At 69.8% G+C, this 14,749-nt stretch carries 12 protein-coding genes and 1 pseudogene; 5 read left to right on the top strand and 8 right to left on the bottom strand.

Features of this window, described 5'->3' with window-relative positions; translation table 11 throughout:
- The 3 genes and pseudogenes from IJH84_RS19325 to IJH84_RS19335 all read left to right on the top strand — a co-directional run.
- Nucleotides 1-1,089 (top strand): annotated as a pseudogene (locus IJH84_RS19325) (hypothetical protein); the annotation flags it as partial.
- On the top strand, nt 1,086-2,162 hold the full coding sequence (locus IJH84_RS19330; protein ID WP_295147081.1) for a SagB family peptide dehydrogenase: 1,077 nt from the start codon (nt 1,086-1,088) through the stop codon (nt 2,160-2,162). The pseudogene IJH84_RS19325 and the gene IJH84_RS19330, both read left to right, overlap by 4 nt.
- Entirely contained in the window at nt 2,159-3,238 is a 1,080-nt protein-coding gene (locus IJH84_RS19335) for a methyltransferase (protein ID WP_295147083.1), read from the top strand. The genes IJH84_RS19330 and IJH84_RS19335 overlap by 4 nt, the downstream gene beginning before the upstream one ends.
- A gap of 70 nt (nt 3,239-3,308) precedes the next feature.
- On the opposite strand, the gene IJH84_RS19340 is transcribed toward IJH84_RS19335, so the two are convergent.
- From IJH84_RS19340 to IJH84_RS19350, 3 genes are all read right to left on the bottom strand, one after another.
- Nucleotides 3,309-4,343, bottom strand: coding sequence for a C40 family peptidase (locus IJH84_RS19340; RefSeq protein WP_200071662.1), 1,035 nt, complete (start codon nt 4,341-4,343; stop codon nt 3,309-3,311).
- 349 nt (nt 4,344-4,692) lie between these two features.
- Nucleotides 4,693-6,375, bottom strand: coding sequence for a substrate-binding domain-containing protein (locus IJH84_RS19345; protein WP_295147096.1), 1,683 nt, complete (start codon nt 6,373-6,375; stop codon nt 4,693-4,695).
- A gap of 212 nt (nt 6,376-6,587) precedes the next feature.
- Nucleotides 6,588-7,448 (bottom strand): SAM-dependent methyltransferase, encoded by an 861-nt coding sequence (locus IJH84_RS19350; RefSeq protein ID WP_295147101.1) that lies wholly within the window; start codon nt 7,446-7,448, stop codon nt 6,588-6,590.
- A gap of 270 nt (nt 7,449-7,718) precedes the next feature.
- Between IJH84_RS19350 and IJH84_RS19355 the strand changes: the two genes are divergently transcribed.
- Nucleotides 7,719-9,662, top strand: a complete 1,944-nt coding sequence (locus IJH84_RS19355) for a DUF4157 domain-containing protein (protein ID WP_295147104.1) — start codon at nt 7,719-7,721, stop codon at nt 9,660-9,662.
- Nucleotides 9,663-9,800: 138 nt separating this feature from the next.
- Here IJH84_RS19355 and IJH84_RS19360 read toward each other — a convergent pair whose 3' ends face one another.
- Both IJH84_RS19360 and IJH84_RS19365 read right to left on the bottom strand, forming a co-directional pair.
- A complete protein-coding gene (locus tag IJH84_RS19360) occupies nt 9,801-10,775 on the bottom strand; it encodes a chitinase (protein WP_295147107.1) in 975 nt (324 codons plus the stop codon).
- A gap of 48 nt (nt 10,776-10,823) precedes the next feature.
- Entirely contained in the window at nt 10,824-11,840 is a 1,017-nt protein-coding gene (locus tag IJH84_RS19365; RefSeq protein WP_295147110.1) for a chitinase, read from the bottom strand.
- A 289-nt stretch (nt 11,841-12,129) separates the two neighbouring features.
- Here IJH84_RS19365 and IJH84_RS19370 point away from each other — a divergent pair, with 289 nt between their 5' ends.
- Nucleotides 12,130-13,047 carry a M15 family metallopeptidase gene (locus tag IJH84_RS19370; protein WP_295147113.1) on the top strand — a complete coding sequence of 306 codons (918 nt, stop codon included), beginning with the start codon at nt 12,130-12,132 and terminating at the stop codon, nt 13,045-13,047.
- 65 nt (nt 13,048-13,112) lie between these two features.
- Here IJH84_RS19370 and IJH84_RS19375 read toward each other — a convergent pair whose 3' ends face one another.
- The 3 genes from IJH84_RS19375 to IJH84_RS19385 form a co-directional block, all read right to left on the bottom strand.
- On the bottom strand, nt 13,113-13,682 hold the full coding sequence (locus IJH84_RS19375) for a hypothetical protein (protein WP_295147115.1): 570 nt from the start codon (nt 13,680-13,682) through the stop codon (nt 13,113-13,115).
- A 31-nt stretch (nt 13,683-13,713) separates the two neighbouring features.
- Nucleotides 13,714-13,878 (bottom strand): CDGSH iron-sulfur domain-containing protein, encoded by a 165-nt coding sequence (locus IJH84_RS19380; protein ID WP_295147122.1) that lies wholly within the window; start codon nt 13,876-13,878, stop codon nt 13,714-13,716.
- A 70-nt stretch (nt 13,879-13,948) separates the two neighbouring features.
- The gene (locus tag IJH84_RS19385) at nt 13,949-14,587 is read right to left on the bottom strand and encodes a HemK2/MTQ2 family protein methyltransferase (RefSeq protein WP_295147118.1); all 639 of its coding nucleotides are present in this window, start codon (nt 14,585-14,587) and stop codon (nt 13,949-13,951) included.
- Between the last annotated feature and the right edge of the window lie 162 nt (nt 14,588-14,749).

The raw sequence follows: 14,749 nt of genomic DNA on the forward strand, positions 1-14,749 counted from the left end.
CGATACCCGCAGGCTCTGGCGGCTCCGGCGCTGGAAGACGCCCACATGCACCTGCACCCGGGAATGGCGCTGCCGGACTTCGTGGCCTACGGCATCTGCCGAATCCGGGACCTCGGTTCGACCGCGGGCACCGAGCACCCCGTGCCCGCCGCCCGGCATTGCGGAGACCCGATACCGGAGGTCGTGCTGGGCGGCCCGCTGCTGGACCGCCCGGGAGAACCTCGGCTGGACATCGCGACCCGATGGGAAAAAGCCGAGGAGTTGCCCGGCGTCGTCGAGACGGCAGCAGCGCGCGGAGCCTCCTGGATCAAGCTGTACGCGCAGTTCCCGGAAGAGCTGATCGCAGCCGTGGTGCGCCGGGCACACGCCCGGAACCTCCGGGTGGCCGTGCATCCGGCTCCTGGTGGCGCACCGGCCGCGTTGCGCGCCGGGGTCGACGAGATCGAGCACGTCGCATGTCTGGCACCTCGCGGTGACGGCCGCGGCGGCGCGCACGCCCTGCACCGGCGGTGGGCGCAACGGGACGGTGACTCGTGGCCGCAGCTTCCCGCCGGGACGAGGTTGTGCCCCACCTTGGTGGTGCAGCACCGGTTGGCCGTAGAAGCCGCGGATTCCTGGAGTTTCGCCGGTGCCGATCCCGCGACCGCGGCTTTCTGGCGGCGGATGCCGCTGATCTCGCAACCGTGGACCGAGCGGCAGCTGCACCACTGCCGTGCGGCGGGCATCGAGATGTCGGCCGTCGTGGCGCGCCTGGCCGGGGAAGGAGTCCGGCTGGTGCCCGGCAGCGACACGCCCAACCCCGGCGTGCTGCCCGGCCGGGGACTGTGGGAGGAGATGAACCTGCTCGTCGAGGCGGGTCTGGCACCGCTCGAGGTGTTCTCGGCGGCCGCCGCAGGCGGTGAACCGGGCACTGCCGCGCTGGGTGCTTCCGGCGACGAGCCGGTGACCCTGCTGCCGCTGACCTCGTTCACCGCCTTCCAGGAACACCGCCGCTACCCGATCGGGCCGGTGGTCGCGACCCTGCTTCGCGGCTGCCTGTTCGTGCCGCGCCCGGACCCGTCCGGCGAACCACTGCGAGGACTGCGATGAACAGGCGCTACCGGCGCAACCCGGACTTGATCCTGGAATGGGGCAGCGAGCACGACGGCGTCGTGCTGGTCGATTCCCGCACACTGCGGCGATTCGCGGTCAAGCGGACGTTGCTCGGAGTGCTCAACCGGATGTCGGCACCCGTGCTGCCCGGCGAACTCGCCCTCGAAGACGGGGCGGCGCCCGGCCCGCAGGAGGCCGAGGCGCTGCTGGCGCGGCTCGCGGAGGCGGGCATCGTCGAACCGGTCGACGATGCGCAGGTCGTGGACGACCCGCCGAACCCGACGCCCCCGGAACTCGCGGTGCACGCACTCGCCGCGCGGGGCGGCATCGCCCGCTCCCGCTTCGACGAAGTCGACATCCCACCGGCTCGGCTGCGCCACCGCGAAGCGTCCGAGGTGATCCCGCTGCCCGCCGGCGAAGGGAACAGCCGGCCGCTGCGCGAGCTGCTCCGGTCGCGCACGAGCATCCGCGACTTCGCCGAGACCCCGGTCGGTTCAGCGGAACTGGGCCGATTCCTGGGCGATTCGGCGCGCGTGCGCGGATGGCTCGGACCGGACCGGTTGCAGGCCACTCGACGGCCGAGCGCTTCCGGCGGCGGCAGGCACAGCCTGGAGATCTACGTCCTCGCGCGCGCGGTGGCGGATCTGCCGCCCGGTGCGTACCACTACGACCCGTTCGCGCATCACCTCGCCAAGTTGCAGCCATGGGACGCGGAGCTGGACGACCTGCAGCATCGGCTCATCTGCCGCCCCACGCTCACCGAGCACCCACCGCCGGTGAGCATCTACCTCGCCGCGTACCACCAGCGCGTGCGGTGGAAGTACGGCGGCATGACGCTGAGCCTCATCTACCGCGACACCGGCTGCCTGCTGCAGACGATGTACCTGGTCGCCACCGATCTCGGACTCGCTCCGTGCGCCACCGCAGCGGTCGAACCGCAAGCGAGTCCCGAATTCCTGCGCCCCTACCGGGAGGACGTCGTGCACGTGGCGAACTTCGCGTTGGGAAACCCCGCCGACTCCGCGCCGACGAGTCCGGATTTCCGGCCACTGAACGGAGCACGCCCATGAAGATCCGGGAAACCGCGTCGCCGGGAGATCGCGAGTCCGAGCAGGGGAGCGCGGCCACCGCCGATGCGGCCGCAGGCCGGGGGCGGCTGCTCACGCTGTGCTTCGGCTACCTCGCCTCGCGGATGCTGCACGCGGCGGTCCGCCTCCGGATCCCGGACGCGCTCGCCGACGAGCAGCTCAGCGTCGACGAGCTCGCCGCGCAGACCGAGACCCGGCCCGACACGCTGCACCGATTGCTGCGCGGGCTGGAGCACATCGGGATCGTCGCCGAAGCACGACCCGGTCGTTTCGCCCTCACCCCCACCGGCGACCAACTGCGCTGCGAGGGTCCGGTCGCCTCGATGATCGAGCTGTTCTGCGCCGAACCCGTCTGGCGGGCGTGGGAATCCTTGGAACAGACCGTGCGAACCGGCCAAACCGGGTTCGCGCGCGAGTTCGGCGTCGACTTCTACGACTACTGCGACCGGGATCCGGCGTTGGCGTCCGCTGTCCGCGACGGGCTGGGCCAGGAGACGCTGGCGGTGGCACCGGCGCTGGCCGATGCCGTCGACTTCGCCCGGTTCGGCACCGTCGTGGACGTCGGCGGCGGCAACGGCGCGCTGCTGAACGCCGTGCTCGCACGCAATCCCGGCATCCGGGGCGTTCTCGTGGACACCGCTGCCGGGTGCGGGGCTGCCGTGTTCGCGGACGCCGGGCAGCGCTGCGAGCGGGTCATCGGCGACTTCTTCGGCGAGCTCCCGGCAGGCGGGGACGCCTACCTGCTCAAAAGCGTCATCCAGGACTGGGCGGACCGGCCCGCGTCGCAGATCCTGCGGGCCTGCCGACGCGCGATGCGCCCGCACGCCCGGCTGCTGCTGGTCGAAAACCTCGGTGACGCCCGGCCGCCTGCGGAATCGGACGTGCCGCTGCGCGACCTTATCCTGCTGACCACGTCGGGTGGCCGGGTGCGCACGGAGCCGGAATTCGCCGAACTGCTGGCCCGCTCGGGATTCCGGCTCTTGTCCGCCACCGCCGTCGACCGCAGCTACCACGTGCTGGAAGCCGCCGTGGCGGATCTCCCGGCCGATCCGGGATGAGGCCCGGATCGCGCGCAGGTTCCGCAGCGAGGGCCGCCGAACCTGCGCAGCACCAGACGACGGCCGGCGCTCAGCCAGCGAAGCGGCGGACGCTGTTGACCTGGCCCATGTACTCGACCTCTTCGACGGTGACGTCCTGGCCCTCGGTAGGCGCGTGCACGATCTTGCCGCCGCCGATGTAGATCCCGTTGTGGCTGCCCGAGCTGTAGAAGAAGATCACGTCGCCGGGCTTCATCTCGCTCTTGGAGACCTTCTTGCCCGCCGACATCTGCGCCTTCGTGCCACTCGGCAGCGAAACACCGGCCTGCTGGTAGGACCACTGCACGAGCCCGGAGCAGTCGAACTGGCTCGGCCCCTTGGCGCCGAAGACGTACGGCGAGCCCTGCTTGCCCAGCGCGGCGTTGGCGGCCTGGATGGCGACGCCGGCACCGCCGAGCAGCCCGACGTTGCTGCTACCGCCGGACATCGATTCCTGTTCCTGCGCGCTGAGGCTGTTGTACTGCTGCTTGACCTTGGCGACCTGGGCGTCCGCTTCGCCCTTCTTGGCCGCGATCTCACCTTCCAGCCGGGCCGCGTCGGCCTCCGCCTGCGTGGCGCGGTTGCGCGCGTCCTGGGCCTGCTGCTCGGCGCCTTCGGCGCGGTGCGTGGCACCGGACAGGGTCTGCACAGCCTTGTTGTTGTCCTTGCCCAGCGCGTCCAGCGCCGAGGCGCGATCCAGGAAGTCGTTCGGCGACTCGCTGACCAGCAGCGCCGAGAGCTTGCTCATCCGGGCGCCCTGGTAGGACGCGCTGACCAGGCCGTCGACCTGCTGGCGGAACCGCTCCTCCTCGGCGCGCGCCTGCTCGGCGACCCGACCGGCCTGTTCGGCTTCCGCGTTCGCGCGGTTGAGGTCGTCCTGGCGCTTGGCGTGCTCGTCCTGCGCGCCCTTGTACGCCTCGGTCAGTTCCTCGGCCTTGCGCCCCAGGTCCTTGAGCTGCTTCTGGGCGTCCGACGCGTTGCCGGGCGGCTGCGCGATCGCCGCAGGGGTGGACACGCCGACGGTGGTGACGACCACCGTGGCGGCCAGGGCACCGCCCATCGAGCGCTTCAATCGGGACGACGACACTGAACGCACAAGACTCCTTTGCTGCTCCCACCGCCTCATCGACCCCCGACCGTCCGAGGCGCTATGCCCGAATGGCACCGAACCGGCCACGGTCCAACCGATTCGGCTCGATTCGCGTCCGCCACCTAATCGGTGACCGATCATCGCGAAGCCGCGCACAGGCTACGCAAACCGGTACCGCACGGTCCACAAGTGGGGGGTGTCGTGCCGCACAAATCGAGCTTTTCCGCTCGTGCGAGGCGGTTGTGAAGTTGCGGTGAGATCGGCGAGCGGTGCGCGGGCGATCACATTGCGGGGAACATTGGCGACGTTGTGCGATCAGCGAGATCCTTCCGCGGTGTCGAAGTGCTCATTGAGCGCGGCAGTCGGCAGTCGCTTTCCGGTCGGCGCATGGCGGGTAACCGGCGTCGCGCAGCATTCCCAAGGCGGGTTCCGCGGCCATGTACTGCTTGAATTTCCCGAGCAACGAGTCGGGGGAGACCGGTTCCGCGGTGTAGAGCTGCTCCACGGTCCAGAAGCGGTAGCGCGGAACGTTGTCCGGTTCGGGACGGGTCGCGTCGATCGGCACGACGGTGAGGTTCGCGTCCTCGGCGACTTCCCGGCCCGCGGCGCCGGCGTCGGCGTAACCGATCGCCCCTGGAGTGGTCCCGACCCTGTTCAGCAGGGCTTCGGTGTCGGCGGCCTGGCAGTGCACCGGTGCGTCCTGCCGGGACAGTTCGCGGCTGTCGCACATCGGCAGCGGTCCGCTCGAAGTGCCGGGCGCGATCTTGCGCTCGAACGTGCGGCGGGTGCCGGAAGAATCGTCCCGGTCCACGATCTTGATCGGGCCGGGGGAACCGCCGGCCACCTGACTCCAGTCGGTCTTCTCGCCGGAGAAGATGGCCCGCAGGTCGGCGGTGCTGATCTCGTGCACCCCGGCCTCGTTGTTCACCACGATCGCGTAAGTCACCAGGGCGACCGGTGCCGGTGGTTCGGACGCGGCGGTGTCCGCGGCCCGGCCGTCGGAGAACACCGCCCGGTCCGGAGCCGAATCGCTCCGCGCATTGCGCAGCGCGTCGAGTCCGTCGATGCTGCTGGTCGGGGCGACGTTTATTTTCGCACCGCTGCAGTCCTTCTCGTACTCGTCGGCGATCTCTTCGACGATCGGCAGGAACGCGCTGGAGCCGGTGATCTGGACTTCGCCGCTCGCGCAATGCGCGGGTTCGCGGGTGATCACGCCGAACAGCGAAGTGCCGATCAACGCTCCGGTGAGCAGCACGCTCAGCCCCACCGCCAGCCGGGTCCAGGTCAAGCGCGGCTGCGCCTTCTCGTCCTTGAACCAGCCGTTCTCGATGCGGCCGTCGACGCGGATCGTCTTGGTGATCTCGCCCGCCGGCGCGTCCTCGGGCTCCTGCAGTACCACGACGAGCTTGAACTTCTCGTTGCGCCGCAACGAGAGCCGGGTCAGCCGGACCCCGTGCCACTGCGGTCCCAGCTCGGTCGCCGGGGTCTGCTGCGCCGGTTCGATCGAGCTGGACAGGCGGCGGGCGAGCCAGTCCCGCAGGGCGCGCAGGTTGTTGCCCGGTTCCCGCGGCTGCTCCCGCCGGTTCGCGGCCTCCGGTGCCGTTTCGTCGGAGAAGAAGACCAGGTTGTTCTTGGCGCGCTGGTGCAGGTCGTCGGTGCTGGCCTCGGAGATCCGCGCGTCCCACACCACGCGGCGGCCGAAGGTGCACGAGATCGGCGTCTCGAAGTCCTTGCGCTCGATGTCGAAGCTGCCGACGTTGCGGATCCGGATGATGGCCACGCTCATCCGGTCCACAGTGGTGGTCAGGTGCCGCAGTCGCGGGTCCGCTTCGGTGGAGGCGATGTCCTGCGGGATCGGGTTCAGGCCGATCTTCGAGTTGTAGAGCACCCGGTAGTCGATGCGTTTGCGCCGGATGACGAACCGGTCCGCCAGCGGCGCGGTGATCGTGATCAGAATCGCGAGCGCGATCGCGAGCGGGGTGCCGGGTTCGGCGACGATGCCGCCGAGTCCTGCCCACACACTGCCCATGTCCGTCGTCTCCTCGTGCGGCCGGTCGGCGACTCGACACTAGGAGCGATCACGGTGCGCACCGGGCGGATACGTCTGCCGTTCATCCGCTCTTCACCGGACGTCGGGTTCGCGAGGCCGGTCGAGGCGCATCGGGGCGGTCGCACTGCGACCAACGGAGCAGTGCAGCTCCGGGGGCTCGCCGAAGGTTTCCGGCGAGCGACTCGAACCGTTCAGCCTTCGGCTTTGTAGCCGACCGCGGCGCAGACGACGGACTCGTCCGCGGTGTTGAACAACTTCTTGCCCGTTCCGGGGCTCGCGTCCTCGGGATGCCATTCCGGGGCCCAGGCCATCCCGGGCTCGATCAGCTCGAAGCCGCCGAACAGCGCGCGGGTCTCGTCCCAGCTCCGCAGCCGGACGGGATTGGCGGTCTGGTCGTAGCGCTGCACCAGCTGCAGGTACTCCGCGGCCCGCTGCGGCTGCGCACCGTCCACAGTGGCGTGTGAGATCGCCAGGTACGACCCGGCGGGAAGCAGGTCGCGGTACTGGACGAGCGCCTGCTCGACCTCGTCGTCGTCCGGCACGAAGTGCAGCACCGCGATCATCAGCAAGGCGATCGGTTCCGCCGGATCGACCACACCGGTGGCGCGCACCTGCTTCCACAGCGACTTCGGGGAACGCAGATCGGCCTGCACCACGGCGTGCCGTTCCGGGTCGCCGTGCTTGTCGAGCAAGCGCTGCGAGTGCGCCACCGCGACGGGTTCGTAGTCGACGTAGACCACTCGGCTGTCCGGGGCGACCTCGTCGGCCACGTGGTGCACGTTGCCGACCGTGGGCACGCCCGAGCCGAGGTCGACGAACTGCCGCACACCGCGACCGACCAGGTGCCGCACGATGCGGTGCAGCAGGTAGCGGTTGGCCAGCGCGACCGGCCGCACGATCGGGAACACCTCGAGGATCGTCTTGCCGAACTCGCGGTCGATCGCGTAGTTCGCCTTGCCGCCGAGGTACCAGTCGTACATTCGCGCAGCGCTCGGACGTTCGAGATCGATATCGCGTCCTCCCGTGCCGGCAGGTGTGTTCTCGGCCGCCATCAACGCTCCTCGCCGCCCGACTTGATCAACGAGCCGAGTGTATCTAGCCGCACCACCCTGGCTGAACCACCGCTTGATCGCGCCGGTGTCGAGCGCGTACCTGGAATGGGGTGCAGGGCTGCCCTTTCGGGCAACGGGTTGTGTCCGTCGACGGCTATCGATTCCGTGCCGTTTCTGCTGCCATGCGGGAAAGCCCTCTGGCGGAAGGTCTTGATCCGGGACGGAGACGGGCGGATGTACGCACACGAGCAGGATCCAGGACGGCGGGACGTGACGACCCGATCGGCACGGCGAAACCCGGTGGAGGGGTCGGCACCGGGACTGCTCGCACTGCAACGCCTGGTGGGTAATGCCGCAGTCGCCGGATTGGTGCAGCGCACCGCCGTCGATCGGGCACTGGGTTCTTCGGGTGCGCCGATGGCCGGGCATGTTCGCGCGGACATGGAAAAACGGCTCGGTGCGGATTTCTCCGATGTCCGCGTGCACACCGGATCGGAGGCGGCGAGCGCCGCGCATTCGGTGCAGGCGAGAGCCTTCACCGCGGGTTCGCACATCGTTTTCGGCCGAGGCCATTACGACACCACGTCCGCAGTGGGCAAGCACGTACTGGCACACGAGCTGGCGCACGTCGTGCAGCAGCGCACCGGGCCGGTCTCCGGGACCGACACCGGTGACGGGATGAAAGTTTCCGATCCGGGCGACCCGGACGAGCGCGCCGCCGAGGCCGACGCCACGCGGGCGATGCGCGGCGATCCGGCACCGGAACGGGACGCCCGGACGGCCGGGCCGAATAGCGGCGGACCAGATGTCCTCCAGCGCGCCGTCGGTGCCGAGCTGGAGGAGAACCATTGGCGCGTCAAGGATGAAGCGGGCAAGCCGGTCCCGAAAGGCACTGCTTTGGTGCACCGTCCGTACTTTCAGCTGCAGGCCGAGTTCGGCGGGGCGGAACAGTCCAACATCGAGATGGTGACCAACCCGCCGGGCGTGGTGAATCGCAACGAGTGGGACAAGATGCTGAAAGGAATGATCGCGCTCAAAGACGAATTGCTGAAGCAGCGTCGCCAGTTCTCCGCGGGTGTGCTGAAAGGTGGTGTGGACGAGTATCAGCTGCTGCCAGCGGGAATTTTCTCGCCGAGTGTGCAGGTGACCGCCGGGGTACCGCTCGCGGCGATGCACCAGCTGTTCACCGAATTGGAGGGACTCGGGGTCAAGATCACGCCCCGGGGTGATGTTCCGCAACAGCGACGTCCGGAAGGTGAAGCGCAGCGTCTCGGACCTGTCGTCGAACCGAGCAAGGATCTGCTCGGCTTCATCACCCTGCTGGACAGCTACCTGGAACAGGGTGCTGTGGACGCGAGGCGGACCTTTCCCAAGGGCGTGTTCCCCGTGCTGGCGCGCACCGATTTCGCGGCGATGTTCGGGATGTTGCCCGAGGCGGAACGGAACGCAATCGCGGCCGATGTGGACGCCTGGGTGCGGTTGGTGGCGGAACGACCCGAGCTCAAGGATCCACTGGAAGAGGATCGGCTGCTGAACCAATGGTTCGACGACCCGATGGACGACAGCCGAGCCATGGAGATCACCACCACCAGGACCGAGTGGCTGACGGAAATGGTTCCGCGCGACGGCCGCCCGGGACGGGATCTGCTGACCGCGCACGGCAAACTGGGCCCGGACGATGCGGGGCTCACCGACAGGGAGAAGGCCGAGCGACTCGCGGCCGAGGTGCGCCAGGACGTCAACCCGAAGCGCCGGGACGTCATCTCGAAGATCGGCGAGGGCGTCGGTCAACGCCCGTCGACCGAGCCGATCCCCATCCCGGAAGAAGGGCCCGAGCTGCGAAAGCTGATCGACGAACTTCGTGAACTGTATGCCGGGATGGGGGCGCTCAAAACCAGGACGGACCAGGTGAAATACACCGGAGCCCGCTCCATGACTCCTGCGGCCATCGTCGAAATCAGGCAGACCGGGGCGGGGAAGTGGGAGCACCAGCTGGAAACGGTCTACCAAGCGGTCGAGCGCGCCATCTCGACCGGTGGCACTTACACCAACGAACTGACCGATGAGCAGCAGCGCTTGCGCAGGAGTGGTGAGCAGGAGCGGAAAGCGGCGACGAAGTCGCTGGCACACCGGATCAAGATCCGCGTCAAGGCTCTCCTGCAAGCTGCCCGGCCGGACAAGGCCGGAAAGCGGCCGGCCGGGCGAAACGGCTGATCGCGCCGCGCTGCGCCGGTTCGTCGTTGCGCCCGAGGTGACGCGACCGCACCAGACGCGGTAACCGATCATCGTGCAAGCCGAAGGGCCGTCCCCGGGTGGGAACGGCCCTTCGGCTTGTGGTCGATCGGTCCCGGATCAGCCGGTGAAGTCCTGGAGGATCTTGGTGAACTCGTACGGCTGCTGGTCGATGCTGCTGCAGGTGGGGGAGACGCCGCCGCCGGGGCAGCTGCCGTTGTCCCGGCCCGCGGACCAGAACGACAGCAGCCCGATCTTGTTGGTGTTCGCCCACTCGACGAGCTGCCTGGCGTTGTCCTGGGTGAAGACGTTGCCGTTGTAGTTGCGCCCGATCATCGGCGTCACGCCCAGCTTCGCCTTCAGGTCGGCGTCGCTGAGGTCCGGCCAGATGCCCTTCATCTGCTCGAGCGTGCTCTCCGCGGCGGCGATCACCGCGTCGCCCCATGGCTTGCTGGAGCCGAACTCCATCGCCATCGGGTTCACGGTGACGTCGACGCCGTGCGCGGCCGCGCTCTGGAGCACCTGCAGCGAATACGGGTCCACGCCGGTTTCGTCGCCCTGCACGCGCAGCGTGTAGCTGACCTCGGTGCCGCGTTCGGCCTGCAGCTTGGCCAGCGCCTCGTTGACGGTGTCCTGCGGGATGTTCGCCTCGACGTCGACATCGAGGTGGTTCGAGCCGGTGGCGTCGAGGATCTGCTTGTAGGCGCCGAGCAGTTCGTCGGCGGTGCCGCAGACGCTCTCCAGGTACGGGCCCATCGCGCCACCGGTGGCGACGGCGACTTCGCCGCCCTGCGCCCGCAGCTGCTCGATCTGGCCGAGGACGGCGGGATCGTCCAGCGCCTTCTCACCGCCCCACATCGGGGTGCAGCCGGCGGCGCTGCCGAGCACGAACGCCAGCGTGAAGGTCTTCTGCCCGGTGGCTTCGGCGATCTCGGGCAGGGTGGGCTTTTCCTGCGTGACGTCCACGTACGGCGCGGTTTTCAGCGCAACGGGCTCGGGTGCGGCGGGTTCGGGTACGGCGGCGCTCGCGCCCGCGGTCAGCGGGAGCAGCGTCCCGGCGGCGAGCACCGCGAACAGCTTGGTGAACAGTTTCATGCTGGTTCTCCGGGGAATCGCGGGTGGGGGATCACTAGTACTGCTGGATCACTGGTATCGAGAAACGATCTTGGTGAATTCGTAGGGCTGCTGCTCGACGCTGCTGCACTTGCCGTCCGCCCAGCCGACCGGCTCGGTGCAGACCCGGTCCCGGTTCATCGACCAGTACGACAGCCGCCCGATCCGGTGCTGCTCGGCGTAATCCACCAGCGCGCGGAAGGTGTCCTGGGTGAACAGCTCGCTGGGCTGGTCGGTGTGGCCGTTCATCAGGATCACGCCGGTGCGCGCGTAGGCGGCCGCGTCGTCGAACTCGGGGTGCAGTTCGCGCAGCTGCCGGTGGAAGGCTTCGGCCACCGAGATCGCGCTGTTGGCCATGTCGTTGCCCGGACCGCCGTAGTCGAAGTCCATGATCTTGAACAGGTCGATCTCGGCGCCCATGTCCTTGGCCCGCTGGATCTCCGCCTTGCCCGCCTGGTTTAGCCCGACGCTGGTCATCGGCAGCGTCAGCGTCACGTGCAGGTCGGGATTGCGCTGCTTGAGGGTCTTGACGGCCGCGAAGCGCTTGGTCTCACCGGGCACGTCGCCGAGGTCGTCGCCTTCGATGTCCAGGTCGATGTGCGTGAGCCCGTACTTGTCGATCACCTGCTGGTAGGCGTCGGCCAGCGCCGCCGCGTCCGGGCAGGCGGCGCCGAGCTCGATGCCGTTGTAGCCGCCGAAGGACACCGACACGTCGCCGCCGGCCTGGCGCACCGCGTCGACCTTCGCCTTGACCGCGGTGTCCGCGGCGACCTCCTGGCCGGGCTTGCCGTCCCAGGTGGGGGTGCAGCTGCCTGCGCCGGGTGCGAGGACGAAGGCGAAGACGAAGTCCTTCTGCCCGCTGGCCCGCATCGCTTCGCCGATGTCCTGCGGGTCGCTGTCCAGCGGCATGTAGTACGGCGCGGTGCGCAGGTCGCCCGGTGCGGCGGGCGCTGCCGTGGCCGGTGCTGCGGTGGCGGGCGCTGCGGTGAACGGCAGTGCGAGCACGCCTGCCAGCAGCGCCGCCCAGTGGATCGGTCTGTTCCTCACGGAAGTGCTCCCGTCTCCCGGCCCGGCCCATCGGACCCGGCGGTGGTGCGGTGCGGAGCCTCCGGCGCGCGGCGCGTTCGGCGCGGCTCGTGCGCTGCGGGTCTCCGCTGCGGGCTGGCAGGAACTTAGGTGGACTAGACCACTGAGTCAATGGATCACGACCGCATCCGGGTGAAGGTTCGGCCACCCTCCGCAGCCCGGCCGTCCTTCCGCGGCGTCCCGCTGCGCCACTCGTCCGACCGGGCGAGGTCGCTACCCGCGGCGGCGCGCGAGTGCTAGATACACGGCCATGACCCGATCAGTTCTGCGGCGCCGGCTGCGGGGCGCGGCGCTCGCGGCGGTGGTCGTGCTCGGGCCGCTCGCGGCACCGGCGCACGGCGCCGAAAACCCGGCTGCCGCGAGCTACCCAGCCGCGAGCCACCCAGCCCCGAGCCACCCCGCCGCGGACCAAGTCGCCGCGGGCCGGGCCGTCGGCGAGCGGCCGCCGGAAGTCGTCGCGCTGCGCGACATCGACCCGACGATCGCCCAGGAGATCCGGTACGCGGGGTGGCACAACTTCACCGGCGCGCCGGTGCCCGGTTACCCGCGAGCCCCCCTCGGTTACCCGCAAGCCCCCCTCGGTGACCCGCAAGCAGAGTGCCTGCTGACGAGGCAGGCGGCCGAAGCCCTGCACGCCGCGCAGCAACAGCTGGTGCGCAGCGGCCACGGCCTCAAGGTCTACGACTGCTACCGGCCGCAGCGGGCGGTGGACCACTTCGTGCGGTGGGCCGCGGACTCCCGCGACCAGCGGATGAAGGCGGAGTTCTACCCGGCGGTGGACAAATCACGGCTGTTCGCCGACGGCTACATCGACGAGAAATCGGGCCACAGCAGGGCGAGCACGGTCGACCTCACGATGGTCCGGCTGCCCGCCGCGCCGCAACGCCCCTACTTCCCGGGCGAACCGCTGACGCCGTGCACGGCCGCGCCGCAGCAGCGATTCCCGGACAACGGCGTGGAAACCGGTACCGGTTTCGATTGCTTCGACCCGCTGGCGCACACCGCCGATCCGCGGGTGAGCGAGCTCGCCAAGGCAAATCGGCAGCGGCTCAGCACGACCATGGAATCCGTCGGCATGACGAACTATCCCAACGAGTGGTGGCACTTCACCCTGGCTGCCGAGCCGTTCCCGGACACCTACTTCGACTTCCCGATCTCCCGCGGCTGACCGGCGCAGCGCTCGCACCGGGCGGTTTCACCGCAGCGAGCGGACCCCTCGACGCTCCTGGTGGCTCAACCTCGGCGGGTGATCTTGTCTAGCTGGCGCAGCACGGTCTTGCGCGCTTTGTGCTCGCGCTCGTGCCGGAGTGCCTGCTGCGCCTCGGGCGCGGTCAGCTTCCGCGCGCGCTGCGCCGCCTCGCGCGCGGAGAGCGCGTCCAGCTCGGCGACCTTGCGCGCGGACTTGGCCGCCTGCGAGTTCGGCGAATGCTGTTCACCGCGCCGCGACCCGGCCCGCTTGGTCCGCTGCGCTTCCCGGCGCTCGTGCGGTGCGAGTTCTTCCCACGCCTGTTCCGGGAGGTAGCGCTCGGTCCGGCCGTCGTGGCGCGCGTTCGCCGAGCCCGACTCGGTCATCCAGCGCTGCTCGGTCCACTCGGCCAGGTCCTGCTGCTGCGCGGTCGGCCGCTGCGGGTGCCGGTAGCCGCCGCCGTGCTTCTCGTACTCCTGGGTGAGCAGCTGGCTCTTGCGCGCCGACCACTGTCCCGGCGCCCCGCCCTTGTCGGCGGCCTTGAGCTCTTCCTTCAGCCGCTCCCGAAGCTCGGGGTGGGTGTAGTCGGCTTCGTAGGTCTTGCGGTCCTTTGCCATGTTCCCGGATACCCACCTCGGGCCGTCGGGTTCACGTCTCGCGGACCCGCTTGCGGTGGCTGGTGTCGCAGAAGGGGTAGTCCCTGCTGCGGCGGCACGCGCAGATCGCCACGGTGAACCGGTCGGAGTCGACCTCGGTGCCGTCGTCCAGCACCAGCCGCACCGGCCCCTCCACCAGCACCGGGCCGGTGCGCACGAGCGTGACGCGGCGTCGTTGCCCGCCCTCCGGGACGGGGTGTCGTTGCCCGCCCGCCGGGGCGGTGCGTTCAGTCCGTCCGGTCCCCACGGATCACCACCAGCTCCTCTTCCCGCTGCCCGGGCATGATCAATCCCGAGTCCTCGAACGCGGTTGCCCGATCGTGCAGCACCGGCCCGAAATCCTGGTTCCGCCGATCCACGACGGCGGCTTTCAGATCCGCGCGGTGCAGGCGTTGCAAGGTCGCGTCCGGATCGGCGAGGGCGGAGTGCACCATCAGCAACGTTCCACCGCGCGCCAGCAGCTCCGGCGCACGATCGCAAATCCGGTCGACCAGCTTCCGGCCGTCCGGGCCGCCGTCCCATGCCCGAGCGCGACGGCGGTCGGGCGCGGAAGGCACGTACGGCGGGTTGGCCAGCACCAGGTCGAACCGTTCCGGGTAGTGCAGCACCAGCGCGTCCCCCCGCCGTACCCGAACCGGCATCAGCAGCGCGTTGAGCCAGGCGGTGACGACCGCCCGGGCGGACACGTCGACCGCCGTCACGCGCGCGGCCCCACCGCGGACGGCCGCGACCGCCAGCGCCCCGGTGCCGGTGCCCACGTCCAGCACGTTGCTACCCGGGTGGATGCCCGCCTCGTCCAGCGCGTCCGTCAGCAGTCGGGTGTCGCCTTGCGGGCGGTAGACACCCGGCGGTTCGAGCAACTGCATAGCTCACGGGGTACCTGCCTCCGCCGCCGCGGAAACCGGGTTTCGCCCGCCGGTGGGGTGGTTATGCCGTTGGCCGATTCGTGCCGGACGCGGCGGAAGGGGCTACGGATGCGGACGCTCGGCGGGGACGATTCCGCGGAGCCGGGCCGCACCGTCGGGGTC

The organism is Saccharopolyspora sp., assembly GCF_017434145.1.
Classification (GTDB): Bacteria; Actinomycetota; Actinomycetes; order Mycobacteriales; family Pseudonocardiaceae; genus Saccharopolyspora_C; species Saccharopolyspora_C galaxeae.